Consider the following 23919-nt stretch of genomic DNA (forward strand, 5'->3'; position numbering starts at 1 on the left):
GCTTACGTTTCGTTGTCTGCTTTTTTAGTCGCAGGGACGTGACGGAATAGCTTGGTCATGCACGCCCATGCGATGAGTGGGCCGATTCCGATGCACAGAATCAACCAGTTCAGCGTAAGAGAAGAGACGCTCAAGGAGGTTACCAGCAGAAAGATCAGAATCCCCACCAGCCGACCAACGTCCAGAGCGAACTCTCGGAGCACGACATACTCGACCCGATTGCGTGCGCTCTCTTCGTTCGTGCCAATCAGATCAAAAATCGTGGAGAGCATGGGTACAGAATACAGCGGATAAGCGATGGACACGGCAATCCCGAAAATAAGCAGTGTCGTAAAGCTCACCTGCCAAAAAAATACGAACAGAATCCCCCACATGATGACAGTACCAGTGAGCATTCCCCACTTGCGATAGCGCGGAGCGAACCATTTGGCGATCAAGAAGTAGCTCACAAGCCCGACGGCAGATGTAGTCAACCAGTAGTTGCCGAGAGTCATCTCGCTTCTCGTGGAAATGTAGACGAGTAGACCGATCACAAAACCGAATACACCTTCACGCAGTCCTTGACCAGCTAAAGCGCCTGCCGCCCAGCGCCACTCGGGCTCCTCTCGCAAGCAACGGAAGGAAAAGCTCCAAGAATACGTCCCTTCCGATTGACGTTTTTTCAAAAAAAAGCTGATGAACACGCCGACGACAAATAGCGCAAGCGAGATCCCGAAAATAAGGGAGTAGCCGCTATTTCCCGGGAGCCGCGTAATGAGCAACCCTGATATCCATGGAGCGAGCATGCCGCCAATGGAAGCAAGCAACCCTGCCCAACCGTTGAAAAGGTCGCGGTTATCGGCATTCGTGATTTCGAAGTACACCACATTAAAAGAAAGCCAGAAAAAGCCACTCGCCATACCTTGAACGAGCCCAAGCGGTACGGCATAAGAGACAGCTTTTGGACCCGCCAGAAGAACGAGCAAATAAAAAAGGGCAGAAACCGCCATTCCGGCACGCAGGATATTCATTTTGTTCAAATGCTTAACATACCAGCCAGCAAGCCAGAAGGTAAGAGCACCCGCGAGGTGGGCGGCAAAAGTAAACCAAGCGATCGGTGCAAACTGACTTTTTACCTTCCACAAATAGACGTTTACAAACGTGCCAGAAAGGGCGCCAGCGGCAATGAATACAGCGTTGACCAGGAGCAGCAGCTTGGCTTGATTGTCCAGCCGACCTGATGGCTTTTGATGAGAAGGCTCGTGGCGCGACATTTTCAGACCAGTGGACTCCTGTATTTGAAGGAAGGATGGAAGGCGGTTTTTTGTTTTTTGGTGCATACGTTCCCTCCGCGCAAAAATAGGACATGAACATAACGTGCCCTACCGCTGCTGCTTTCAACAGGAAAGTGAGTAAGCACCATGTTTTCCCAAATGAAAAGCGAAGATCGCAATTTTTCGAACGTTATTTCATTTCAGGGAGGAAAACGACTAGCAGCAAACAAATTAAGAGAGGATAGGCATACGAAAATACAGAAGCGAACAGAAAAGAGGTCACGAGATGGCGACAACCATTTTCAGAAATGGACGCATTTACACAGGAGATTCCAAGCATTTGTTCGTACAAGCACTGGTCGTTCGGGATGGAATTGTCCATGACTTGGGCAGCGATGCGGACATGCTTCTTCAATACGGAGGCAGTGATGCAACGGTCGTTGATTTGCAAGGATGTACCGCTACCCCGGGATTGATTGACAGCCACCTGCACTTGGGATGGCTCGGTCTCACCTTTTTGCAGCTGGATTTGAGCAAAGCTCGCTCTAAGGACGAGATGCTGTTTCTCTTAAAAGAAAAAGCGCAAGCCACATCTGAAAATACGTGGATACAAGGCTACGGCTGGGATGAGAATTTGTTCGCGGATGGGGGCGGCATTCCTACCATTGAAGAGCTTGATCAAGCTGCACCGCATTGCCCGATTCTTCTGGCACGAATATGTGGACATGCGAATCTGGTCAACAGCAAGGCATTGGAGCTATGTGGCTATCATCGAGACATGGAGGTGCCTGCGGGGGGAGTCATTGTACATGATCCTGTGAGCGGAAAGCCAACGGGTATGCTATTAGAAACTGCCTCCAACCTGATTACGAAGCATATTCCAAGACCTGACTACGATCAGTTGAAGCAAAGCCTGCGCAGCTCGATTCGCTATGCAATGGCGCATGGATTGACAGGGGCACATACGGAGGATTTGCGTGAATTGGGCGGACTTGCGCAAACGTATCGGCTCTATGATGAGCTCATCAATGGCGAAGAGCTTGCGCTGCGCAGCAACCTGCTGGTCTTCTATCCGCATATGCATGAGCTGCGCGACTTAAACATGACGGCAGGTTATGGAAACGCTCATGTGCAAATCGGTGCGGTGAAAATTTTTGCAGATGGGGCATTAGGACGCAGGACGGCTTACCTGTCAGCTCCGTACGCTGATGATCCGAGTACCAGCGGTTATCCTGTGCATGAGCAAGACGAGCTGACAGAGCTGGTTCGCCAAGCACGTGAACTGGGGATGCCTATTGCCGTACACACCATTGGCGACAAAGCACTGGAAATGGTGCTGGACAGCTTGGATCAGTTCCCGGCAGTCGCCTATCGAGACCGCCTCATACACACACAAATCTTGCGGCCGGACCTGCTGGACCGCTTGAAGCATCCGCATCGGATCGCAGATATCCAACCGCGTTTTCTTGCAGGAGACTTCCCTTGGGTGATGGATCGCGTTGGGCAGGAGCGGATTCAACACTCGTACATCTGGAAAACGATGATGGATTACGGAATCATTTGCGCTGCGGGCTCGGATACACCGGTAGAGCCAATCGATCCTCTGTTGGGGATACACGCAGCGGTCACGCGCAAAGCACCAGGGGAAACACACGATGGGTACTTCCCGCAAGAAAAACTGACGATGGAGGAAGCGATTCATCTGTTTACATTGGGCAGTGCACAGGTGACGAACGAAGATCATGTCAAAGGTACGCTGTCTCGTGGAAAATACGCGGATATGACCGTCTATTCCAAAGACCTGTTTGCCATCGATCCAGACGAGCTGTTTTCGACAAAGGTCATGATGACCATCATTGGCGGAACAGTTTGCTACACGTCTTGAAAACATAACCCGAAAATCAGAGCAGCGGCTGCCCTGGACAAGAAAGTAAAGTCCTGGATTGCCGCTGTTTTATGGAACGATCTACTTTGCAGACATACTTGACAGATGCTCTTCAAGACGATCCATGGTCTGTTCGGCACCTGGGACGGCATATGTTTTCACCTTATCGAATACAGCGGCAGTTTCTTCAAAAACGGTGCGATAAGTCAGTTTGGTCTTGCCATCCAGATCCTCAAAGATGGCTGTCGCAAAAAAATGCGGAAACACAGTATGTTTGAAGACGATTCGCTCGAGTTGAACGACCTCGACAAAGACGTTGGTGTTGGGAAAATCAACGCCATCAGGACCGTGCATGACAAACTGCCATGTACCGCCCGGTTTTAAATCAAACTTCTGAGAAGTCGTCGTAAAACCTCGAGGCCCCCACCATTTCGACAGGTTCTCCTCTTTCGTCCAAGCATCAAACACAAGATCGCGTGGAGCATCAAATACACGGGTGATCACAATCTCGCAGTCGCCTGCTTGCGTTGCGATTTTGTTTGATTCGTTGTTTTGGTTCATATCCATCCCTCCATACTTAAGTAGCTTCGCCATGGATACACTCATTTTTTCAATCATAGCAAATAAATTAGGTTTGGATTTCTTTCGGATTGCTCTCTTGCATAACCCATACGCAAAACCCGGCTCAGGATGAGTGAGTCGGGTTTTTTGTCAGCTGCTTTCCGCGCAGCAAGCTCTTCACATCGATTTCCGCAATCAGCACACTGATCAAAACGAGACCTGCACCTATGTACCCGCGAACAGAAAGTGTTTCGCCTGTAACCAAGAAGGCAAACAGGGCAGCGAAGACTGGCTCCAAGGAAAAAATAACACCCGTGTGCGTGGGGGTCGTATATTTTTGGGCCACCGTTTGAACGACAAAGCCAATTGCACTGCACAATACGCTAAGGGCGAGCACGGCGATCCAAGCCTCTGTCGTCTGCGGCAATGTGGGAGTCTCCAACGCAAAAGAAAAAACAATGCCCAACAGTGCCGTAAAACCAAGCTGATAAATCCCCAACTGGATCGTATCCGATTGATTGGCCCATCGGCCTGTTACGGTAATATGTGTAGCGTAAAAGAGAGCACCAGCGATGCACAGCAGATCTCCTTGGCTGATGCGAAATTCAGCGCTTAGTGTGAGCAGGCCGATGCCGATCATGGCCAGTCCAGCGCCGACAAAGACTCTTTTTTCGGGACGGTTTCTCAAAAGAATAGATAAGAGCGGAACAAAGATAACGGTCAAGCTAACGAGAAAGCCTGCCTGGGAAGCTGTCGTTGATTTCACTCCGTTCGTGATGGTGGCAAAAACCCCGAAAAGGAGCGCACCGAGTACGAATGCATGGAGCAATGTTTTTAGATTCGTGCTACGCAAGCGTTTATGGAACAAGGCAGCTGCCAGTATAAAAGCAATGCCAAAGCGGACACCGATCAGATTGAAAGTCTCCAAATCCTTCAATCCCATTTGCATAAACACATACGAGGTTCCCCAAAACAGGGTGACCAAAATCATAGCCAAATCGGCTTTCACTTGCGGTTTCATGTTGGGATAAGCCTCCTTGCCCGGGAAAAAGCGGGTCCTAATCAGTGTTGCGCCATAAACAGTATACGAGTATCGTTTAAATAAGAAAAATGAATGTTTGTGATGATTTTCATGAATCGGATTCATGTAAAGGGGACGAAGAAGGGTGAGCTTGAACAAGTTTGAGGTAGTGATCACCGTTATTGAGTCGGGGAGCTTAACCAAAGCTGGAGAAATACTAGGTCTGACACAATCAGCGATCAGTCATGCGATTGCGAGTCTGGAGCGGGAATTTGGGTTTTCACTTTTGACCAGAGGACGGTCAGGTATTAGCCTCACGAGTAATGGGGAGCGACTGCTTCCCTACATGCGCGAGACCTTGCGCTGTCATGAGCGGATGAAACAAGAGGTGTTTGCCATCAATGGGTTGGAGGTCGGGACGGTGAGAATTGGAACGTTTACGAGTGTATCCACGCAATGGCTTCCCGGTATTCTCAAACGGTTTCAAGATCAATATCCGGCGATCGAGATTAAGCTGATGGAAGGGTATTACGATGGAATTGAGAGCTGGATTCAAACCGGAGAGATTGATTTCGGCTTCGTCTCCTTGCCGACAACAGAGGATTTGGAATGTATTCCTTTGAAAAAGGATCAGATGTATTTATTGGTGACAGAGGAACACCCGCTCTACAAAGAGGAGCGGGTGCATGTGAGCCGATTGGCCGAAGAGACATTTATCATGCCGAAGACGGGCTGTGACAATGATATACAGCGCTTGCTGGCCCAGTATCAGATCGAGCCGCGAATCAAATATGAAGTAGGAGATGATCATGCGATTATTGCCATGGTGCAAAATGGGCTCGGGATCAGTATCCTTCCGGAAATGATTTTGTTCCGCTTGCCTGCAAATATCCGGATGATCCCGCTTGAAGGGGAGCATTACCGTTCGCTCGGGGTGGCAGCAACCTCTTTTTCCAAGCAGTCACCGGCTGCCAAACGCTTCTTGCAATTTGTTACCGAATGGGTAAACGAGCAGCAGGCGTAATTCAGACAGACAAATCGCTCCTGACTTCCTTCGCCAACGGCTGCTTTCGGATAAAGGGCAGGTACAACAAGAAAAACAACACGAGAGCTACTCCTTCCAACGATACGATGTACCACGGATACCGGCCCAAAAAGTCGATCAGACTGGGATTGTCCGGTTTGCGCGAGACAAATAAGTAATTTCCGCCGGTCCAATGGTTGACGAAAAGTGCGACGAGCAAAAGCAGGTTTAAAAAGCCCATCGTTTTCCCAATCGAACGGACAGTCGGACGGTAGCCTTCTATCCACGTCATGTATAGGCAAGCAAGGACGATTCCCGCGTGGGCTACAAAAAAATGCACAAAGCGAAAATGCGGAAATGGATAAAACAACTCGGGGGTAAGCAGTGCCTGCATGGCTCCGCCAATTCCTGCAAAAAACGTAATCTCATACAGCCCGTAACTTCTCGTCATCAGCATCATGGCAGAAAGGAGGAGGGTCACGCTACACAGCTGCAAGGGCAATGTGTAAGCAGCCGTCCAGCTCTCGGTATAAACATGCCAAAGCTGATAACAAACCTCTGACAAGAGCAAGACACCCGCAAGTACGTAACGTGTGGCGAGTCGATTTGTCGGGACTTGGAGCTTTTGCCGAAATAAATAGGTGAACACGACCAGACAGAGTACTAGAATCAAGGTGATAACGTGAGAAGTAGAAAACAGCCGAAACGGCTCACCTGTCAGAAAAAGTGAAAAATAGGGTGAGGTCATAATGATCTCCTCTTTGTTTATTATTTTTTATATTTGAAAATTCACGAAATTTTAACAGATAGCTATTTGTCTGATATAAATCTTTGGTTATAATATAAATAGACTACGTTACATCATTGAGAGGAGTTATAGTCTTGAACTTAGTGCTCACGGAAAAACAATGCAAGTCTTGCCAGGTTCGCTTGACCGAGTATGAAATCGAGAACAATGGTGCGCTCTGCATGGAATGCTTCAAGGAAGAAAAAAGCGAGTAAAAGTAACAGCAAGGCATACGGCAACTGACTGTCTACTGCTATCTAATAATAGACCCTTTCAATCAGGCCCTCTCTTTCATAGAGAGGGTCTGATTTTTTTGCAGGCCTTATTCCGGGAGCGGAATGATGAGTTCCATTCTTCGGCTACCGTCTTTCATGCTTGTTTCAAACAAGATCAGTGTCAGTGTGCTGTTCGGCTCCGCTTTTTTCACTTTCAGTGTATGGGTAAAATCTCCCCAATCAGGAGCAGCGGTCGTAGCCTGCACGGAACCTTGTGTCAGCTCGTTATGCCCATCTTCTACGACATAATTGAGTACTGCTTCGAACACGCTCGCCTGTCCTTTGATTTCAAACGTGTCTTGGGCGGTTTTCTTCACAGTGACATTGCGGAAAATGTCATTGGCATAGACAGCCTCTTGTTGAGTTGGTTGTTCCGTTGGTGGCTTCTCAGGCGTTGTAGGTGGTTGCGTGGTTGCGGGTGGCTCAGAAGCAGGTGTCTCGGGTTCGGCTGCAACGGGTGGCTTCTGTTGTTCTGTTGGAGTGGAAGGGCTATCTGTGCCACTCGTGCATCCTTGCAGCAAGCCGATCGTCAACAGCAGCAAAAGCAGTTTTTTCATGGTATCCCTCGATTCTGTCTGGTATGAAATGGTACCTACAAATAGTAAGACGTAAAAACAAATAATAGTGTTTCAGGTGGATGAGTCTTCCTGCATCAAACTGTGGTAGAATGGAGAGGAAGTAGCAACCATTATTCCTAGAAGGCTGGTCTGATAAGAATGGAACAACAGACGTTTCGAGTGGAAAAAGACTTTCTTGGCGAGAAGCAAATTCCAGTAGATGCTTATTATGGCGTGCAAACGATGCGAGCAACGGAAAACTTCCCAATCACCGGGTATCGTCTTCATTTTTCCCTCATCAATGCAATGGCAATGGTAAAAAAAGCAGCTGCGATGGCAAATATGGAAGTTTCCAGATTGAATCCGCGGCTAGGAAATGCAATTGTCGCTGCGGCGGAAGAAATCATGCAAGGAAAATGGCATGATCAATTTATCGTCGATCCGATCCAGGGTGGAGCAGGTACTTCGATCAATATGAATGCCAACGAAGTGATCGCGAACCGCGGTCTTGAGATGCTAGGTGAGAAAAAAGGAGATTATTTCCACCTCAGCCCAAATACACATGTCAACATGTCTCAGTCTACTAATGATGCTTTCCCGACAGCGATTCATATTTCAACACTTACTCTGTTGGAAAAGCTGCTCGTGACGATGGATAAGATGCATGATGCATTTGGCCAAAAAGCAAAAGAATTCGATGATGTCATTAAAATGGGCAGAACGCATTTGCAGGATGCGGTTCCGATTCGCTTGGGCCAAGAATTCGAAGCATACCGTCGAGTGCTTGAGCGCGACATCAAGCGTATCAAGCAATCTCGTCAGCATTTGTACGAAGTGAATATGGGAGCGACTGCGGTAGGAACGGGTTTGAATGCTGACCCTCGTTACATTACAACAGTAGTCAAGCATCTTGCCGATATCACAGGCTTCCCGCTGACAGGTGCGGAGCATCTCGTGGATGCGACACAAAACACAGATGCGTACACAGAAGTATCAGCAGCACTGAAAGTTTGTATGATGAATATGTCTAAAATCGCAAATGACTTGCGTTTGATGGCATCAGGACCTCGAGCTGGACTGGGAGAAATCTCCTTGCCAGCACGTCAGCCAGGCTCCTCGATTATGCCAGGAAAAGTCAATCCTGTCATGGCAGAACTCATCAACCAAGTAGCGTTTCAGGTCATCGGAAATGACCATACGATTTGTTTGGCTTCCGAGGCAGGTCAGCTAGAATTGAACGTTATGGAGCCTGTGCTTGTCTTCAACTTGCTGCAATCGATCAGCATTATGGACAATGCATTCGATGTCTTTACGCGTCACTGCTTGGAAGGAATCGAAGCAAACCGCGAGCGCATGAAAGAATACGTCGAAAAAAGCGTAGGCGTCATCACTGCGGTGAATCCTCATCTCGGATATGAGACTGCTGCACGCATTGCCCGCGAAGCCATTTTGACAGGAAAGTCTGTACGTGAGCTGTGCTTGCAACACAATGTACTGACAGAAGAGGAGCTGGATCTGATTCTCGATCCATTTGAAATGACTCATCCAGGTATTGCTGGAGCATCCTTGCTGGATCGCGACTAAACCAAAAAACTCCCGCGCTTTGCACATGCGAAGCAGCGGGAGTTTTTGCTTGCAAAAGGAAGGGCTTGCACTACTTTTTCGGAAGCTGCTCCAAGCTCTTGAATTCATAGCCTTGCTTGCGTGCTTCATCGATCATCATCCCGAGTGCCTCTGCATTGTCTTTGGAGACAGAATGGAGCAGAATGACAGCGCCAGGATGCAATTGAGCCATCACGCTATCATAGGCATATTTTGCCCCCCGCTGGACTTTGGTATCCCAATCTTTATAGGCGACCGACCAAAAAACATTGGTATAGCCCATATCTTTGGTTACAGCAAGTGTGCGATCGCTGAAAATTCCTCTAGGAGGTCGCAAGTAACGCATGTTAGCTTGTCCGGTCACATGCTGGACTGCATCGCTTACTTTCGTCAGTTCGTCTTTGATTTTCTGATTCGATACGGTTGTCATATCGGGATGGCTCCAGGAATGGTTGCCGATCAGATGTCCCTCTTGCGCCATTCGCTTTAACAACTCGGGCTGTTCCTTCACAAAGTGCCCTGTCACAAAGAAAATGGCAGGGACTTTTTTCGCGACAAGTGTATCTAAAATCTTTGGTGTAAAGCCGTTTTCATAACCGTTATCAAACGTCAAGTAAAGCTCTTTTTTCGTGGTATCCCCTAAAAAAACCGCACCGTGACGATCCACAATGCCTTTAAAGCCTTCCTCGTTAATAGAGGGTAACTGACCATTCTTGCTCTTTTTAAATCCAAAATGGTACGGGTGATCTGGTGAGGCCATAATCGAGTCAACTGGCAAGGCACTTGTAAGCAACAAGCTAATCCCGATCAACAAGCTTTTGATCCATCGTCTTTTCAATAAGGAGCTCTCCCTTCTGTAGCGAAGTCATGATGTGTTTAAGGCGATTCCATCAAAAGTTTGTCCAGTCTACTTCCAAATATGTAAACGTACATCTGCAACAGCGGCTAGGTAGAAGGGCAAGTGAAGTGGTATTCCAAGTTGTGTAAAAATCTTCTCTGGATAGGGAGACAACTGTCCATACAAGAAAAAGGAACTCGTCATATAGTATCAAAGTCGACAGAAAACTGTTGGCAAATGCTACCAAGTAATCATCTATAGCCAGGAGGTGTGGTTAACATGGAAGAATGGTTGGAGCAATTACGTGATGCCATCGGTGAAGGTGCAGAAGAATTGGAAGTAAAAATCGAATACGAAGATGGTACCACGAAAAAATTGTACTTCGGCAGTAATGATGAAGAAGATGAAGACGAAGACGAAGAATCCGAAGACGAAGAATCCGAAGATGAAGAATCCGAAGACGAAGAATCCGAAGACGAGGAATCCGAAGACGAGGAATCTGAAGACGAGGAATCCGATGACGAAGAAGAAGATGACGACGAAGATGACGACGAAGATGACGACGACTAATCGTTTGTATTTGTTGAAAAAAGATACGCGTACATGCGTATCTTTTTTCTGTTGCATTCTGTAATATTAAACATATTTCATGATGAGGATGGAGCAGAAAATGAGCTTTCAAGTGAGTCATCAAACGATAAAAGAATGGTGTGGTCGCCTTTCCTATGAAAGAGGAAAGACGTTTTACCGTTCTGGGAACGTGCTTGTGGAGCATTTTCAACAGGAGCCTGCCTGGATCAAAACCACAGTGAACGCAGGAAAAAATAATTATCAGGTCACGATTGAACTGGACGAGTCTGGTATGGCAGCAGTGTGCAGTTGTCCTACTTTAGCGTCGTATGATCACTACTGCCAACATATCGCAGCTTCGTTGTTAACCATGCGTGATCTGCAAGTAGACGAGCATCCTGGCAGTTATTCCACTTCCTTTACAACGAGACAAGCAGGCAGGACAACCCAGCCTGATTCCCAGCTAACAGAGGGACTGTTCGGCTTGTTCGTGGACCGGCCGATTCGGACAAGCCATAATCGCGTGTTGCTGGATTCACGAACAACGCTTGCCTTGGAAATCATATGTAAAATCATACCGTACGGCTTTCGCAAGAGCATGATCGGAATAGAGCTGAAGCTAGGGCCAAAGAGGTTATACATCGTAAAGGACATTCGCGCGTTTTTAGACCAGATGGATAAGCAGCAAGTGTATCGTTTCTCTAGCCAATTTGCCTATGATCCGAATTTGCATCGCTTTTTGCCAGAGCATGAAGCCATTCTCCGTGAACTCCTGCAAATTTACCGCACGGAAAAAATATATCGAGAGACAGCAAGCTACCATTATCAGGAACAGAAGCATGTGGGTGGGGAACGGGTTCTTCTTGTTCCACCCTTTACCTGGGAGCGATTATTTGCTTTGCTACTTACCGCACCGACTGTTCACATTCAGCATCATGACCAAATGTATCCAACGTTTGCATGTATAGATGAGCCGCCGCCACTCCACTTCGAATTCGACCAGACCAAAACCGATCAATATCAGCTGGAAGTCCAAGGATTCAAGCAAATTACTGTCTTGCAAGCTTACGGATTGCTGCTCGTAGATGGCATATGGCACAGACTACCAAAGGAACAATGCCACAGTTTGGCTGAGCTGAAGCACCTGTTAGAATCTCATAGCAGTGAGCGAATTCACATTCCCGCGGAAAAAATCGAGCCATTCATGGTGCAGGTTGTCCCGGCCTTGATGAAACTGGGGAACGTGCAAATTGCAAAGGCCGTCTCGGAACGAGTCGTGCAATTCCAGTTAAAAGCCAAGCTGTATTTGGACAGGGTAAGAGACCGGCTGCTGGCGGGACTTGAGTTTCAATATGGCGATATCGTCATCAATCCGCTGGAAGGGAATGAAGGAGGAGGGCAACGTGGTAGTGAGCTGATTTTGATGCGTGATGGGGAGAAGGAGCGGCAGATTTTAGGGCTGATGGAGGAAAGTGCCTTTACCCGCACGGAAGGCGGGTATTTTCTAGATGACGAGGAAGCTGAGTACGACTTCCTTTACCACCTCGTTCCTAAGCTGGAAAAACTGTTAAAGGTATACGCAACAACTTCCGTAAAAATCAGGATTCAGCCTCTCCACCTACCACCAAAAGTAAAAGTGGATGTCGATGAGCGAACAAATTGGCTGGATTTTCGCTTTGATATGGATGGGATACCCGAGTCCGAGATCCGAAGTGTTATCCAATCGGTAGAAGAAAAGCGCAGATATCATCGGCTGTCGAATGGAGCGCTTCTGCCACTTGAAACAAAGGAATTTGAGCAAATCAATCGTTTCCTAGACGAGATGGGCATGCAATATGCTGAGCAAATGGGGAGTGGCTTTCAACTGCCTGCTTTTCGGGGACTGCGCTTGCTTGATATACCCATGCAGGGACAATCTGTTCAGCTAGGCAAATCGTTGCGCCAGTTTTTGGAGAATATGCGTAACCCTGATAATCTGGACTTTCCAGTACCCGAATCTTTGCAGGCGACACTTCGAGTTTATCAGAAGTTTGGCTATCAATGGATGAGAACATTGGCACACTACGGCTTTGGGGGAATTCTCGCAGACGATATGGGACTGGGGAAGACCTTGCAAAGTATTACCTTTCTTCTCTCTGTCCTACCCGAAATCCGAGAACAAAAGCTCCCGGCGATTATCGTGGCTCCTGCCTCTCTTTTATACAATTGGCACAATGAAATTAAAAAGTTTGCGCCAAATATCCGTAGCGTTATTGTGGATGGAACGAAGGAAGAGCGGAATCAAATCGTAAACGAGCTGTCAGAAATCGATGTGCTCATTACTTCGTATCCGCTCTTGCGTCGTGATCATGCCCAGTTCGAGGAGTATTCCTTCCACACCTTGATCTTGGATGAAGCGCAAACCTTCAAAAACTATGTGACCCAAACAGCTCAGACAGTAAAACGATTGAAAGCTAAGCATCGCTTTGCTCTTACGGGAACACCTGTGGAAAACAGGATAGAGGAGCTGTGGTCCATCTACGATGCTGTTTTCCCTGAGCTTTTTCCGGCAAGAAAGGAATTCCTCGACTTGCCGCGAGATACGATTGCGAAGCGGACGCGCCCATTTTTACTACGCAGGCTTAAGACTGAGGTACTGAAGGAATTGCCAGCCAAAATTGAAACACTGCAAAGCGCAAGGCTGTTGCCAGAACAGAAAAAGCTGTATGTCGCCTATTTGGCGCAGCTCCAACAGGAAACAGTGAAGCATCTGTACAATAAAGGCTTTCAAAAAAATCGGATCAAAATTCTCGCAGGCTTGACGAGACTGCGTCAGATATGTTGTCATCCAGCGCTGTTCGTCAAAGAGTATGATGGAGGGTCAGCCAAGCTCGAACAGCTATTCGAGATCATCGGTGAATGCAAAAACGCTGGGAAGCGCGTTTTGCTCTTTTCTCAATTTACGGAGATGCTAGGGATAATCGGACGCGAGCTGGGGTATCACGGTGTCCCGTTTTTCTATCTGGACGGACAGACACCAGTGGCAGAGAGACTAGATTTGTGCAACCGATTTAACGAGGGAGAGCGGGACCTGTTTCTCATGTCATTGAAAGCTGGGGGAACAGGATTGAATGTGACGGGTGCGGACACCGTAATCTTGTATGATCTGTGGTGGAATCCCGCTGTGGAACAACAGGCAGCTGATCGTGCCCATCGTATCGGACAAAAGAACGTCGTTCAAGTGATCAGGCTTGTTGCAGAGGGGACGGTCGAAGAGAAGATGTACGAGCTGCAACAAAAAAAGAAAAACTTGATCGAGGAAATCATTACACCGGGGCACGAGGCTATCTCTTCTTTAACCGAGCAAGAAATACGCGAATTGCTGATGATTTAACATGAACAGCTTGACTGTCGCTACCATGCGAGGGGTCAAGCTGTTTTTTGCGAGACTTTATCCCTGTGCGAATAACGAATTGGCAGACTCCCAATGATATTTGTCCGGTTCGAGATAAGAACATAGCGAATAGCTTATGGAGAAGGACGAAGGCATCACCACAGTAGTGTGGGGGGAATGGAATGGAACAATATGTGATTCAGCCATGGGATACCCGAGAAGGGAATGTGGAAACGCCGGCTAACTGGGATATGACAGTGCCACCGGAAGTAGATGCGATCGCAGAACAAGTGATCAAAGAGTACGACATGTCGGTGAAGAGTCGTACGCTCATTACTTCCAAGCCAGACAAAGGCGGGGCTATTTGGCGCATCGAAACAGATAAAGGTCCGCGCAGTCTAAAGGTACTGCACCGTACGCCTGAACGCAGTCTCTATAGTGTGGCTTTCCAAGAATACGTCGTCAAACAGGGGGCAAGGGTACCAGCATTGATTCCTGCCCGAAATGGCAGTCTATTTGTGGAAAAAGGCGGGAAACTCTGGATTGTTACGGATTGGATTGCTTTGCAACCGGCAACAAAAGTAGATTTGGTAGGCGCGCAAGAACTTTGCTACGGTCTTGGTGAATTCCATCGTCATTCGAAAGGCTATATTCCGCCCGCAGGAGCCAAAAACTCTTCCCGTTTATATCGTTGGCCCAATCATTATCAAAAGATTGCCAAAAAAATCGGGTGGATGCGGGAAGTAGCAAAAGCCTACAGTGAAACCCCAACAAGTAAATCCATTTTGGCCGTCGTTGATCACTATGAACAGCAAGCATGGGCAGCCTTAGAGAAACTAAAAACCTCTTCCTATCCGAAAATGATCAAAATGGGAGAGGCGCACTGGGGATTGGTGCACCAAGATTACGGCTGGTCAAATGGTCAAAATGGTCCGGGAGGGCTTTGGGTCATCGACCTGGATGGCGTGTCGTACGATTTGCCATTTCGGGATTTGCGCAAGCTCATCACCAGTACGATGGATGATATGGGCGTCTGGGATGTTACCTGGATGCGCGGCATGATCGAAGCCTATCATAAGGCGAATCCACTGGATCGCGAATCGTTTGAAGTGCTCTTGAATGACATGGCAGTGCCAAACGAATTTTATAAGCACCTCAAAGAGATGTTTTATGATCCCGCAATCTTTCTGTCGACGGAAGCGGAAGGCATTTTGCAGCGAGTGTTGACGGGGGATAAAACGAAAGATGCGGCATTGGCAGAACTTGCAAAAGATATCAGCAAATACGAACCGGGCAACTATGACCAAATAACGGAAGTAGTTGAACCGCAAAGGCTGGCGTCAGGTATCAAGGACTTCATACCTGTTGCGGTATCCACTCCACCGACAGAGTCTTTGGTAGAGGTGCTGAAAGACGAAGAGTCCAAGAGCAAGGTGTCTAAGGTAAAAGAGTCTAAGGTGAAGGTATCCAAAGACAAAGAGTCCAAAGTCAAGCAGCCTGCAAGCGACAAAACGCCAGTTATACCGGAAGAAAGCCAGCAAGAAGGGGCAGAGGCAGAACAAAGCACTACTCGCAGAACTCGAATCTCATTTTCGGGAAATGTTCCTTTTACGCCATCAGCGCCACTCGCTACAAGCGAAGCACGAAACCTCGTTCGTCGAAACAAAAAACGGGGGATGAGCTCAGCTGTCTCAAAAAGCAGCAATAAGTCAAGCAAGCCTCAAAGAAGAGTAAAGGTCTCTATCAATGTAAAAGCCAAACCACCACAAGCAAAACCCGCAAGTCAAGCAGGGAAAAGCAAAAAAGGAACTGTGTGGACATCTAAACAGCAGTCCCGGACCGTCACTTCCAACAAGAGCAAGAAAGTTGCCAAGGCGGCGAAACCAAGCCGTAAATTCATCAACAAACAGATGAAGAAACAGCGTCATAAATCAAAGAAGACGAGAGGCAACTAATGTAAGAAGTCGGAACGGGAAAGGAGAATACGGATGAAAGTTATTATGGTCTGTACAGAGAAATTGCCAGTCCCTCCTATACGAGGGGGAGCGATTCAGACTTATATTGCAGGGATTGCAGATATTCTAGGGAGGCATCACGAGCTGACTATCCTGGGAACGTCGGATCCCACACTACCGAAGGATGAAAAAGTTCGCAATGCACGTTATGTGCGGGTAGATGGTCAAGGGGTGTTCGAGATTTATGCACGCGAAGTAGCCGCTTTCCTGAGTGCGAACAACTATGATGTTATCCATGTTTTTAACCGACCGCGGATGGTTCCCATCATTCGTGAAGTATGCCCGAACGCACGTATCATTTTAAGTATGCACAATGATATGTTTGATCCGGTAAAAATAGGGCAGGCAGAAGCTGCTAGAGCCGTTGCTGAAACAGAACGCATCATCACCATCAGCGATTATGTCGGCCGGGTCATTGCCTCGCTATATCCCGAAGCCACAAACAAGCTTCGTACGATTTATTCAGGTGTGAACTTGGAAACGTTTGTTCCGGTGGAAGGATCCAATACGGCGAAAAAGATTCGTCAGGAACTGCGGTCGACGCACAATCTTGGCAACAAACAAGTGATTTTGTTTGTAGGACGATTGACGCCGAAAAAAGGGGCCGACATTCTGGTTCGTGCGATGAATGAACTCCGCTCCTACCATTCCAACATCGCTCTCGTCTTAGTTGGAGGGTCCTGGTACGGTGAAAATAAAATCAGTGACTATGCAGCATATGTACGATCATTGGCGAATCGTTCGCCTGTTCCGGTAATTACTACGGGATTTGTTCCGGCAGATCAGATTCACCACTGGTTCTGGGCGGGAGACGTTTTTGTCTGTCCTTCGCAATGGGAGGAACCACTGGCACGTGTCCATTATGAAGCGATGGCTGCTGGTCTGCCATTTGTAACAACAAAGCGAGGTGGAAATGCTGAGGTGATCATCGGAGGCAATGGACTGTTGGTCGAGCAGCCGGAGGACCCTCAAGCGTTTGCTGTACAACTGAAACAACTATTGTCCAGCCGCGATCTCCAACGTCAAATGGGGAGAAGCGGACGCCAGCTTGCCGAACAAAGATTTACATGGGATCGAGTCGCAAGAGATGTGTTGGACGTATGGAACAACAGGGGTAGGTAAAACCAAAAAGTGAATGTTATCAGCCCACTTCCCTGAGAGATCGGAGAAGTGGGCGTTTATTCATACCTTCGGGACGAAAGAGTCGTGCAAAGCCCTGCTAGAGTGGACAGGCTTGTCTGAACAAAAGGGCTCGTCCCACATGCCTATTGTACGAAATGGGGGAAGATGCGGGGAATCTACTACGCACAGACTCCCCGCATCTTCAGGTAATCCTGAAGCTCCTTAGAATATCAGCTTGTTCAATTAGGTTCTGCATTTGGAATAATCGCGACGATGTGGGTGATAGGAATAAGAATAGAGGCTCCCTTTGTACGTGAGGAGGGTAAGGTCTGTAATTCAATGATTCCTTCGTCCACTCTAAGAAGCTTGCCGACTCGGTAAGAACGACTCTCAGGTCCCCAATCCGTCGTCAGTAAGATCTCCACAAGTTGATCGTTTCTCATGCATTTGCTGAGTTCTTGACGAAGCCCTTCAATACATACTTGATCAGCCGATTCTTCCGTTTCGACATCTACCTTCACTAATGGTGCAGGGATGACGATTGGCTTCGGTGCTTCTACTTGTACAACAGGTGCTTCTACTTGTACAACAGGTGCTTCTACTTGTACAACAGGTGCCTCTACTTGTACAACAGGCGCTTCTACTTGTACAACAGGCGCTTCTACATGTACAACAGGAGCGTCTACTTGTACAACAGGTGCTTCTACTTGTGGAATGGGGGTGGTCACATTCACTTGAGGTGCGCGAACGTGGATACGGGCAAAACGGCGTAGTTGCCTGAGCAGACTATTGGATTTGCGTTTGGTAGATCGCTTCTTGCAGGGGCAGCAGCGGGCTTGCTTTGCTTTTAGTTTCTTCTTTCTCAATGCTTTCAAAGGCAACACCCTCCTTACTATGCATGCAATATCATATTCAGCAGGGTGGCGACCGCATTGGACTAACACCTGATTTGACAAAATCAGGCAGGAAAACATTAGCAAAATTAGATGATTTTTTTAAAAAAATAGGAAAATCGTGTATACTTATCAGGTAATCTCAAAAAGAAAGATGGAGGTTTCTCATGAATCGTACGCCGATTGCCCCCATGGGAGTGGGGAAGCTGTTGGACAAGAGCTTTTCTGTGTATCGCCAGTATTTTGGAGCATTCTTTTTGTTGGCTTTAATTTGGTTCGGTCCATTGTTACTCCTGCAGCAACTGCTATTGGTTGATCTGACCAGAGTGCCTTTGCTCGCACAAGATACAGAAGGTATGGACTTTGCGGAATCGTTAGGCGCAAGATTTGCCGGACAAGAAGAATTTATGACACAAAGCCTTCCCATGTTGCTCCTATTCGTATTCCTTGTCGCACCGATCCTTTTGATCATCGCCTATCCGCAAATGATTTCCGGTTCGATTTTACTGACGAAGGCAGCTCTCGAGGGAGAGACCTTGAGCTTAAAAGATGCCTTGAAGGGGGCACTTCGTCGATTTTGGCCGCTCGCGGGTAGTACTTTCCTATATGGAATAATCGCGTTTGCAGTGTCGACAGCATTTGTCATCGCATATGGATTGATTTTCGTTATGATCGCGTTCGCCGGTGGAATGACATTAGAAACCATGTTTGATCCGTCAGATGAAGGCAGCATTGTGCTTATGATCGTTTTAGTTTTATTTGGCTATTTATTCTTAATTGCTGGGATGATGCTCGTACCAGGCTATTTCTTAATTCGTTGGGGTTTTTATATGCCGCTCGTTCTGTTCGAACGCGATGGTGTCGGAATCGGCCAGAGCTGGAATATGACAAAAGGAAACTTTTGGCGTTTATTCGGTCTTTTTGTTGTTCTCAGTGTGATCTACTCGATGTTCTCTAGCGGCATGCAATTAGTACTCACTGGCGTCTTAGGTACATCTATCCTCGCGCAAATTATTCTGGTTGCACTTACCTGCCTCTTGACCCCTTGGATGGCCATTGTTTACGCGTTGGCTTACTTTGATCTGCGCGTGAGAAAAGAAGGGACAGATTTACAAGAGCTAGTAAGCCGTCAGCTTGCCACATCTGCACCAGTAGAACCAGCAACTCCTACCCCTGCACAAGAGCCGGGAGTTACTCATGATTAGCACGAGTCCTTGGGTAGATGACAAGGAGCATTTACAAAAGATTCTAGCCAGAGACGAGTTCAATTTGCCCCAAGGCAGTGGCGAGAACTGGATTCAAAGAGCGATGGAGTTTGTGATCGAGTTGCTCGCCGATCTTTTTCAGTGGACTCATATTCCAACTGGTGCTGCTAATACCGTATCTACACTCGTGCTCATTATGGCAGTACTGGGACTGGTCGGCATCATTTACTGGTTGTTCCGCAGAATGATTTGGGTGCAGAAGAAGCATCAACCGCTGTTTATGGACGGTGAAAAAATACGTTCTCATGCAGACTATTTGCGTGATGCGAAAGAAAAAGCAGCGCGAGGAGAATGGCGGGAAGGAGAACGCTCGTTGTTTTTGGCGTTGTTGGTTTATATGCAAATGAAGTCATGGGTTCGTGTGGAGAAATGGAAAACGAATTGGGAATACGCAGAAGAAATTGAGGCAAATCAACCGAGCTTACGCGATGTGTTCGGCAGCTTCGCACGAGAATTCGACGCTGTTTGGTACGGGCAAGCACTTGTTGATGAAGGGTCGTTTTGGCAACGTGTAAACGAACTGGAAGGCATCTGGCGCGAGGAGGGACAGCATGGATAGTTTGCGCACCTATCGTGTCGGAATAGTTGTGGCTACCTTGTTGCTCGTCATCGTGGGCTGGTTGATCGTCAAGCCTACAGCTGAGCCTCTCCCACCGTACTTGGCTTCATCTGCACAGCCGAGCGGACTCAAGGCTGTGCTCGTACTCCTGGAGGAAAAAGGCAAGCAGGTAAAGGAATGGCGGCAGCCTATGCGTTTTTTACCAACAGCAACTGGGCAGGCCATGCTCGTAGTAGAACCAGAAAAACTGATGCCAGAGGAACAGATAGACATTCTGGATTGGGTCAGTGAAGGCAATGACCTGATTCTCTTTCAGTCGAGACCAGAGTGGGAAGATCTTCCCTTTTATACGGAGTACATCCGGGAAAAAGAAAATCAGGAGCGAAACATTCAGGGACCTCTCGTCCAGGGCAGGTTCATGGGCAAAGCAGAGACCTCATTTCGATTTTTAGAAGATGAGGACATGGAGCCACTGCTCTACGACGATCAGGGGATACTCGGAGGAAGAACAGAAGTAGGAGATGGCAGTGTCACGTTTTTTCTCGTACCGGAATGGCTAACCAATCAAAAAATTGATCGACTGTCCCACTTTGAAGCGATCTGGCCGTATGTACAAGGAGAATGGTCCGTCCTTTGGGTAGACGAATACCATCACGGTTTGCAGGAAAAACCAGGTTTTCTGGCGATCTACCCGGGCTGGCTCATAGCTGCCTGCATTCAACTCGGTATCCTGCTTTTGCTGTATGTGTGGTGGAGAGGAAAACGTTTCGGACCGGTCTATACGCTTAGGGAATGGACGGTGCGCCGTGGTGATGAGACGTTGCTCGCCGTGTCTAGCTGGTATGAGCGAAGAGGGCTGGCACAGGATGCGTTGCGCCATCGAGAAGCGTACATGCGACAGCTGTTGTACGATCGGTGGGGAGTGCACCAACGAGCTGATCGTGTGGAAATCATGCGATATGCCAAAACAAGATGGACAAATCAAGAGGTAGAGAAATTCGCTCATCTGCTAGAACGACTGGAACAGGCAAAAAACGAAGGGCGATACTCGCCGAAGAGCTTGCTTGCAGACAGTCTTTTGTTGGATGAGATTACGAAGCGTCTGGAGAAGGAGTGACAACTACTGTGGAGCAATTGTTGCAACAAATGGAAAAAGAGCTGGTTGGTCAGCGGCAAAATGTTCGGTTACTGCTAACAGCTTTGGTTGCCGGCGGACACGTTTTGCTAGAAGGTGTACCCGGTATCGGAAAGACGAAAATGGTAAGGACCTTATCGGAATCGATGGGGGGCGTGAGCAAGCGCGTCCAGTTCACGCCTGACATGATGCCATCGGACATTATTGGTCATGTGGTGTTCAATATGCAGCAGAACCAGTTTGAGACAATCAAAGGTCCTGTTTTCGCTAACTTATTGCTGGCGGACGAGATCAACCGGACTCCCCCGAAAACCCAAGCCGCCCTTTTAGAAGCAATGGAGGAAGGGCAAGTGACGATTCATGGTGTCACCTATCCTTTGCCAGATCCGTTTTTCGTCGTCGCCACGCAAAACCCGGTGGAGTACGAAGGGACGTATGTGTTGCCGGAGGCTCAACTTGATCGCTTTTTGTTCAAGCTAACAATGTCGTATCCTTCTCATGAAAATGAAAAGCAAATCCTCGCCAAACATATTCCCAACAAGCGCAGCCACGAGCGTAATCAAGAGCCGCTCTTTACATGGGAGGCGATTTTGGAGAAGCGACGCCAATTAGAAGAAGTGGTTGTGGATGATTCGATTCTGGAGTACATAACGACACTGATTCGCAATACACGCGAAACGAAACGATTACTCTTAGGTGCCAGCTCTCGTGCCGGTATCGCCGTGTTGATGGCGAGTAAAGCCTGGGCACTTTTGGACAATCGCAAGTTTGTGACGCCTGATGACGTGAAGATGGTGGCCCGCCCTGCATTGCGGCACCGACTCATTCTGTCACCGCAGGTAGAATTGGAGGGGGGTACCAGTGACCACATCATCGAAGAGACGCTGGCGGCTATTCCAGTTCCTCGCTGATTTTTTGGCAGACCGTTTTGTCTTGCCATCCAAGCGACTGCTTGTGGCAGTTTTGCTAGGCACACCCATCGCGATCGTCGGATTTCTACTGGAGATTGGCTATTCGACATTCTTTTTGTACAACGGTTTACTCCTGATCGCTAGCATCTTGGATTGGGTTACCATCCCCAAGCGCCGAGACTTGTCGATCCAGCGAATTTTGCCTGAGCAGACGGATATCGGACAATCGTTTTCGATCGAGCTTGAACTGGCGAACAGAAGCGGGCAATCTGTTGCGTACTCTATCGTAGATGATCTTCCGCTGTCATTTGAAGAAGCCGGACCGATCACAGGTGTGATGGAGCGACCTTTAACCAACCTAAGTTTTGAAACAAGAGGAAAAGAACGCGGAGAGTACGTGTTCCGCTGGCTTTACATGCGGTGGCACGGCAAGCTCGGCTTGTGGTATCGCCAAAGCCGCTTTGCGTGTGAACAAACGATTAAGGTATACCCTGACCTTTCAGCTGTTCGTGGCTATTTGGCTTCGTTGCAGGAGAGCTTGATCGTCGACGGGAAAAAAATCATGCGCAGGGCGAAAGCGGGTACGGAATTCCATGCGATCCGCGATTACGTCCCTGACGATGATCCTCGGATGATTAACTGGTCTGCTTCAGCACGCTCCCGACGTCTGATGACGAACCAATATCGCCCAGAGCATGGCAAAGTGATTACCATTTTGATCGATTGCGGCAGGTTGATGGGTGTCGAGCTGGATAACCAGACGAGACTGGATCGATCGCTGGAGTCTGCTCTCACGTTAGCGGCAGTGGCATTGCGTCAAGGAGATCAGGTAGCGTTACTAGCCTATTCGCATGAGATCAAGACGTACATACCTCCAGGCAGAGGGCTGCGCCACTTGCACACCCTTTTGGAGGCAACCTACAACCTGACGAGTGATTTTGTAGAGGCTGATCCGGCGAAGGCGCTTGAATTTTTGAATCGCCAGCAGAAGAGAAGGAGCTTGGTGGTACTTTTTTCAGATATGGAAAATTACCTTGTCGAAGATCAGTTGAGCAATTATTTGTGGCGGATGCGCCGTTCGCATTTGATCTTGCTGCTGTCTTTGGCAGATCCGCTTCTGCATGAATGGAGTCATATAGCCACGAGCAACAGCAGCTTGGCGTTTACGAAGGCGGTAGCTCAGCGGTTCCAGCTCGATCGCAGGGCGTTTCAACAAAAAATGATCGGCGCGGGTATCCAGGTACTGGACGTTCCGGCCGATCAATTGACGCTGACGGTTATCAATACTTATTTGGACATCAAATCAAGAGAAGCTTTGTGAGAATCGGGTCTGTATCCGAGGAGGTACCAGGCAATTAGCAAAAGCAATGTGCCGACAGCTACGATGTACTTGGCTTCGAGTGAGAGGCTCGATGGAGTGATGTAGCCCTCGATGATTCCCGCAATGAACAAGAGTGGGATAGTAGCCAATAGCAGATGCGCAGATTCTTTTGCCGCCTCCAAAAATTGATGTTTTCGAGCGTAGCGGCCGGGCACAAGCAGGCGGTACCCCATGTGAAGACCTGCTCCGCCAGCAATGAAGATGGCAGTCAGCTCGATCACGCCGTGTGGCAAAATGTAGGCCCAAAACGCATAGCTGCTATCTGCCTGATAGTAGACGGCTGCCAAAGCGCCAACCAGAAGGCCATTGAACAAGAGAAGGTAGATGGGGACGATTCCAAATGTAATTCCACTGACAAAGGCCAGCATCGCAACTTTGATGTTGTTGGTCATAATCATCGTGGAGATGACCGGACTGTCAAGAGAGTCGTGCCCTTCTCCTAACCTGGATGGATCGATCTGCTCAGCCATCCCTTGTGGCAATACATAATACAGGTTGAGTGGATCGACCATAACGGCAGCAAAGCCAGAAATACCACCAATGATGAAGAGAAGCGCTGCCACACCAATGAAGCTCATTCGCTTATGTACGAGACCCATCAGGTAGCTGCCAAAGAAATGCTTGAGCTGCTGCCAGCTGCCTATTCGCTGCTTGTAAGCTAAATTATGTGCACGTAAAACGAGTTGATTTAAGTAGAGCGTGATCTCGTCTGCAGGATGGTAGGAGCGCACATAGGCCAAATGAGCAGATGTTTTCTTATATAGTTGTGTCAGACGATCAATATCGGTAGCACTGATGTGCCGAGGTTGTCGGGTAAAACGCTCCACTAATTGTTCCAGTTCGGCCCAAGAGGCTTTATGCTTGTGCCAAAACGAGGTAATATCCATGTATA

At 48.1% G+C, this 23919-nt stretch carries 20 protein-coding genes; 12 read left to right on the forward strand and 8 right to left on the reverse strand.

Annotated elements, in window-relative coordinates; translation table 11 throughout:
- Positions 1–2: 2 nt before the first annotated feature.
- Positions 3–1319 (reverse strand): MFS transporter, encoded by a 1317-nt coding sequence (locus tag POF51_RS07145; protein ID WP_069849441.1) that lies wholly within the window; start codon positions 1317–1319, stop codon positions 3–5.
- Positions 1320–1539: 220 nt separating this feature from the next.
- Between POF51_RS07145 and POF51_RS07150 the strand changes: the two genes are divergently transcribed.
- Positions 1540–3138, forward strand: a complete 1599-nt coding sequence (locus POF51_RS07150) for an amidohydrolase (protein WP_069849439.1) — start codon at positions 1540–1542, stop codon at positions 3136–3138.
- Positions 3139–3219: 81 nt separating this feature from the next.
- On the opposite strand, the gene POF51_RS07155 is transcribed toward POF51_RS07150, so the two are convergent.
- The gene (locus POF51_RS07155; protein ID WP_069849437.1) at positions 3220–3699 is read right to left on the reverse strand and encodes an SRPBCC family protein; all 480 of its coding nucleotides are present in this window, start codon (positions 3697–3699) and stop codon (positions 3220–3222) included.
- 124 nt (positions 3700–3823) lie between these two features.
- Complete coding sequence (locus POF51_RS07160) at positions 3824–4720, reverse strand: DMT family transporter (RefSeq protein ID WP_069849435.1); 897 nt, start codon at positions 4718–4720, stop codon at positions 3824–3826.
- A 145-nt stretch (positions 4721–4865) separates the two neighbouring features.
- On the opposite strand from POF51_RS07160, the gene POF51_RS07165 reads away from it, so the two are divergent.
- A complete protein-coding gene (locus POF51_RS07165; protein ID WP_069849433.1) occupies positions 4866–5744 on the forward strand; it encodes a LysR family transcriptional regulator in 879 nt (292 codons plus the stop codon).
- A 1-nt stretch (position 5745) separates the two neighbouring features.
- On the opposite strand, the gene POF51_RS07170 is transcribed toward POF51_RS07165, so the two are convergent.
- Together POF51_RS07170 and POF51_RS07175 are read right to left on the reverse strand one after the other, a co-directional pair.
- A complete protein-coding gene (locus POF51_RS07170; RefSeq protein WP_069849431.1) occupies positions 5746–6492 on the reverse strand; it encodes a YwaF family protein in 747 nt (248 codons plus the stop codon).
- A 361-nt stretch (positions 6493–6853) separates the two neighbouring features.
- A complete protein-coding gene (locus tag POF51_RS07175; RefSeq protein ID WP_069849429.1) occupies positions 6854–7363 on the reverse strand; it encodes a Gmad2 immunoglobulin-like domain-containing protein in 510 nt (169 codons plus the stop codon).
- Positions 7364–7522: 159 nt separating this feature from the next.
- On the opposite strand from POF51_RS07175, the gene aspA reads away from it, so the two are divergent.
- Entirely contained in the window at positions 7523–8947 is a 1425-nt protein-coding gene (gene aspA, locus POF51_RS07180) for an aspartate ammonia-lyase (RefSeq protein ID WP_017249427.1), read from the forward strand.
- A 70-nt stretch (positions 8948–9017) separates the two neighbouring features.
- Here aspA and pdaA read toward each other — a convergent pair whose 3' ends face one another.
- Entirely contained in the window at positions 9018–9803 is a 786-nt protein-coding gene (gene pdaA, locus POF51_RS07185; RefSeq protein WP_069849427.1) for a delta-lactam-biosynthetic de-N-acetylase, read from the reverse strand.
- Between the two features lie 279 nt (positions 9804–10082).
- Here pdaA and POF51_RS07190 point away from each other — a divergent pair, with 279 nt between their 5' ends.
- The 4 genes from POF51_RS07190 to POF51_RS07205 all read left to right on the forward strand — a co-directional run bounded on the left by POF51_RS07190 (position 10083) and on the right by POF51_RS07205 (position 16883).
- The gene (locus POF51_RS07190; RefSeq protein ID WP_069849424.1) at positions 10083–10373 is read left to right on the forward strand and encodes a DNA primase; all 291 of its coding nucleotides are present in this window, start codon (positions 10083–10085) and stop codon (positions 10371–10373) included.
- 100 nt (positions 10374–10473) lie between these two features.
- The gene (locus POF51_RS07195; RefSeq protein ID WP_069849422.1) at positions 10474–13746 is read left to right on the forward strand and encodes a DEAD/DEAH box helicase; all 3273 of its coding nucleotides are present in this window, start codon (positions 10474–10476) and stop codon (positions 13744–13746) included.
- Positions 13747–13928: 182 nt separating this feature from the next.
- A complete protein-coding gene (locus POF51_RS07200; protein ID WP_069849420.1) occupies positions 13929–15701 on the forward strand; it encodes a CotS family spore coat protein in 1773 nt (590 codons plus the stop codon).
- A gap of 33 nt (positions 15702–15734) precedes the next feature.
- Positions 15735–16883, forward strand: a complete 1149-nt coding sequence (locus tag POF51_RS07205; RefSeq protein ID WP_069849418.1) for a glycosyltransferase family 4 protein — start codon at positions 15735–15737, stop codon at positions 16881–16883.
- Positions 16884–17122: 239 nt separating this feature from the next.
- On the opposite strand, the gene POF51_RS07210 is transcribed toward POF51_RS07205, so the two are convergent.
- Positions 17123–17767, reverse strand: coding sequence for a hypothetical protein (locus POF51_RS07210; RefSeq protein ID WP_244521786.1), 645 nt, complete (start codon positions 17765–17767; stop codon positions 17123–17125).
- Between the two features lie 176 nt (positions 17768–17943).
- Here POF51_RS07210 and POF51_RS07215 point away from each other — a divergent pair, with 176 nt between their 5' ends.
- From POF51_RS07215 to POF51_RS07235, 5 genes are read left to right on the forward strand one after another with little or no spacing between them, the layout of a single operon-like run.
- The gene (locus tag POF51_RS07215; RefSeq protein ID WP_069849414.1) at positions 17944–18981 is read left to right on the forward strand and encodes a glycerophosphoryl diester phosphodiesterase membrane domain-containing protein; all 1038 of its coding nucleotides are present in this window, start codon (positions 17944–17946) and stop codon (positions 18979–18981) included.
- A complete protein-coding gene (locus POF51_RS07220) occupies positions 18974–19600 on the forward strand; it encodes a DUF4129 domain-containing protein (protein ID WP_069849412.1) in 627 nt (208 codons plus the stop codon). The genes POF51_RS07215 and POF51_RS07220 overlap by 8 nt, the downstream gene beginning before the upstream one ends.
- Positions 19593–20717 carry a DUF4350 domain-containing protein gene (locus tag POF51_RS07225; RefSeq protein ID WP_069849410.1) on the forward strand — a complete coding sequence of 375 codons (1125 nt, stop codon included), beginning with the start codon at positions 19593–19595 and terminating at the stop codon, positions 20715–20717. The genes POF51_RS07220 and POF51_RS07225 overlap by 8 nt, the downstream gene beginning before the upstream one ends.
- A gap of 8 nt (positions 20718–20725) precedes the next feature.
- Complete coding sequence (locus POF51_RS07230) at positions 20726–21646, forward strand: AAA family ATPase (RefSeq protein ID WP_069849408.1); 921 nt, start codon at positions 20726–20728, stop codon at positions 21644–21646.
- On the forward strand, positions 21597–22967 hold the full coding sequence (locus POF51_RS07235; RefSeq protein ID WP_271754678.1) for a DUF58 domain-containing protein: 1371 nt from the start codon (positions 21597–21599) through the stop codon (positions 22965–22967). The genes POF51_RS07230 and POF51_RS07235 overlap by 50 nt, the downstream gene beginning before the upstream one ends.
- On the opposite strand, the gene POF51_RS07240 is transcribed toward POF51_RS07235, so the two are convergent.
- The gene (locus POF51_RS07240) at positions 22934–23914 is read right to left on the reverse strand and encodes a stage II sporulation protein M (protein WP_017249415.1); all 981 of its coding nucleotides are present in this window, start codon (positions 23912–23914) and stop codon (positions 22934–22936) included. The genes POF51_RS07235 and POF51_RS07240 overlap by 34 nt on opposite strands.
- Between the last annotated feature and the right edge of the window lie 5 nt (positions 23915–23919).

The organism is Brevibacillus sp. AG (genome assembly GCF_028369215.1).
Classification (GTDB): domain Bacteria; phylum Bacillota; class Bacilli; order Brevibacillales; family Brevibacillaceae; genus Brevibacillus; species Brevibacillus porteri.

Coding starts and splice junctions, on each gene's coding strand:
- POF51_RS07225 (WP_069849410.1), top strand. CDS start 19,593: ATGGATAGTTTGCGCACCTATCGTGTCGGAATAGTTGTGGCTACCTTG.
- POF51_RS07175 (WP_069849429.1), bottom strand. CDS start 7,363: ATGAAAAAACTGCTTTTGCTGCTGTTGACGATCGGCTTGCTGCAAGGA.
- aspA (WP_017249427.1), top strand. CDS start 7,523: ATGGAACAACAGACGTTTCGAGTGGAAAAAGACTTTCTTGGCGAGAAG.
- POF51_RS07150 (WP_069849439.1), top strand. CDS start 1,540: ATGGCGACAACCATTTTCAGAAATGGACGCATTTACACAGGAGATTCC.
- POF51_RS07145 (WP_069849441.1), bottom strand. CDS start 1,319: ATGCACCAAAAAACAAAAAACCGCCTTCCATCCTTCCTTCAAATACAG.
- POF51_RS07205 (WP_069849418.1), top strand. CDS start 15,735: ATGAAAGTTATTATGGTCTGTACAGAGAAATTGCCAGTCCCTCCTATA.
- POF51_RS07215 (WP_069849414.1), top strand. CDS start 17,944: ATGAATCGTACGCCGATTGCCCCCATGGGAGTGGGGAAGCTGTTGGAC.
- POF51_RS07220 (WP_069849412.1), top strand. CDS start 18,974: ATGATTAGCACGAGTCCTTGGGTAGATGACAAGGAGCATTTACAAAAG.
- POF51_RS07190 (WP_069849424.1), top strand. CDS start 10,083: ATGGAAGAATGGTTGGAGCAATTACGTGATGCCATCGGTGAAGGTGCA.
- POF51_RS07240 (WP_017249415.1), bottom strand. CDS start 23,914: ATGGATATTACCTCGTTTTGGCACAAGCATAAAGCCTCTTGGGCCGAA.
- POF51_RS07200 (WP_069849420.1), top strand. CDS start 13,929: ATGGAACAATATGTGATTCAGCCATGGGATACCCGAGAAGGGAATGTG.
- POF51_RS07170 (WP_069849431.1), bottom strand. CDS start 6,492: ATGACCTCACCCTATTTTTCACTTTTTCTGACAGGTGAGCCGTTTCGG.
- POF51_RS07160 (WP_069849435.1), bottom strand. CDS start 4,720: ATGAAACCGCAAGTGAAAGCCGATTTGGCTATGATTTTGGTCACCCTG.
- POF51_RS07195 (WP_069849422.1), top strand. CDS start 10,474: ATGAGCTTTCAAGTGAGTCATCAAACGATAAAAGAATGGTGTGGTCGC.
- POF51_RS07155 (WP_069849437.1), bottom strand. CDS start 3,699: ATGAACCAAAACAACGAATCAAACAAAATCGCAACGCAAGCAGGCGAC.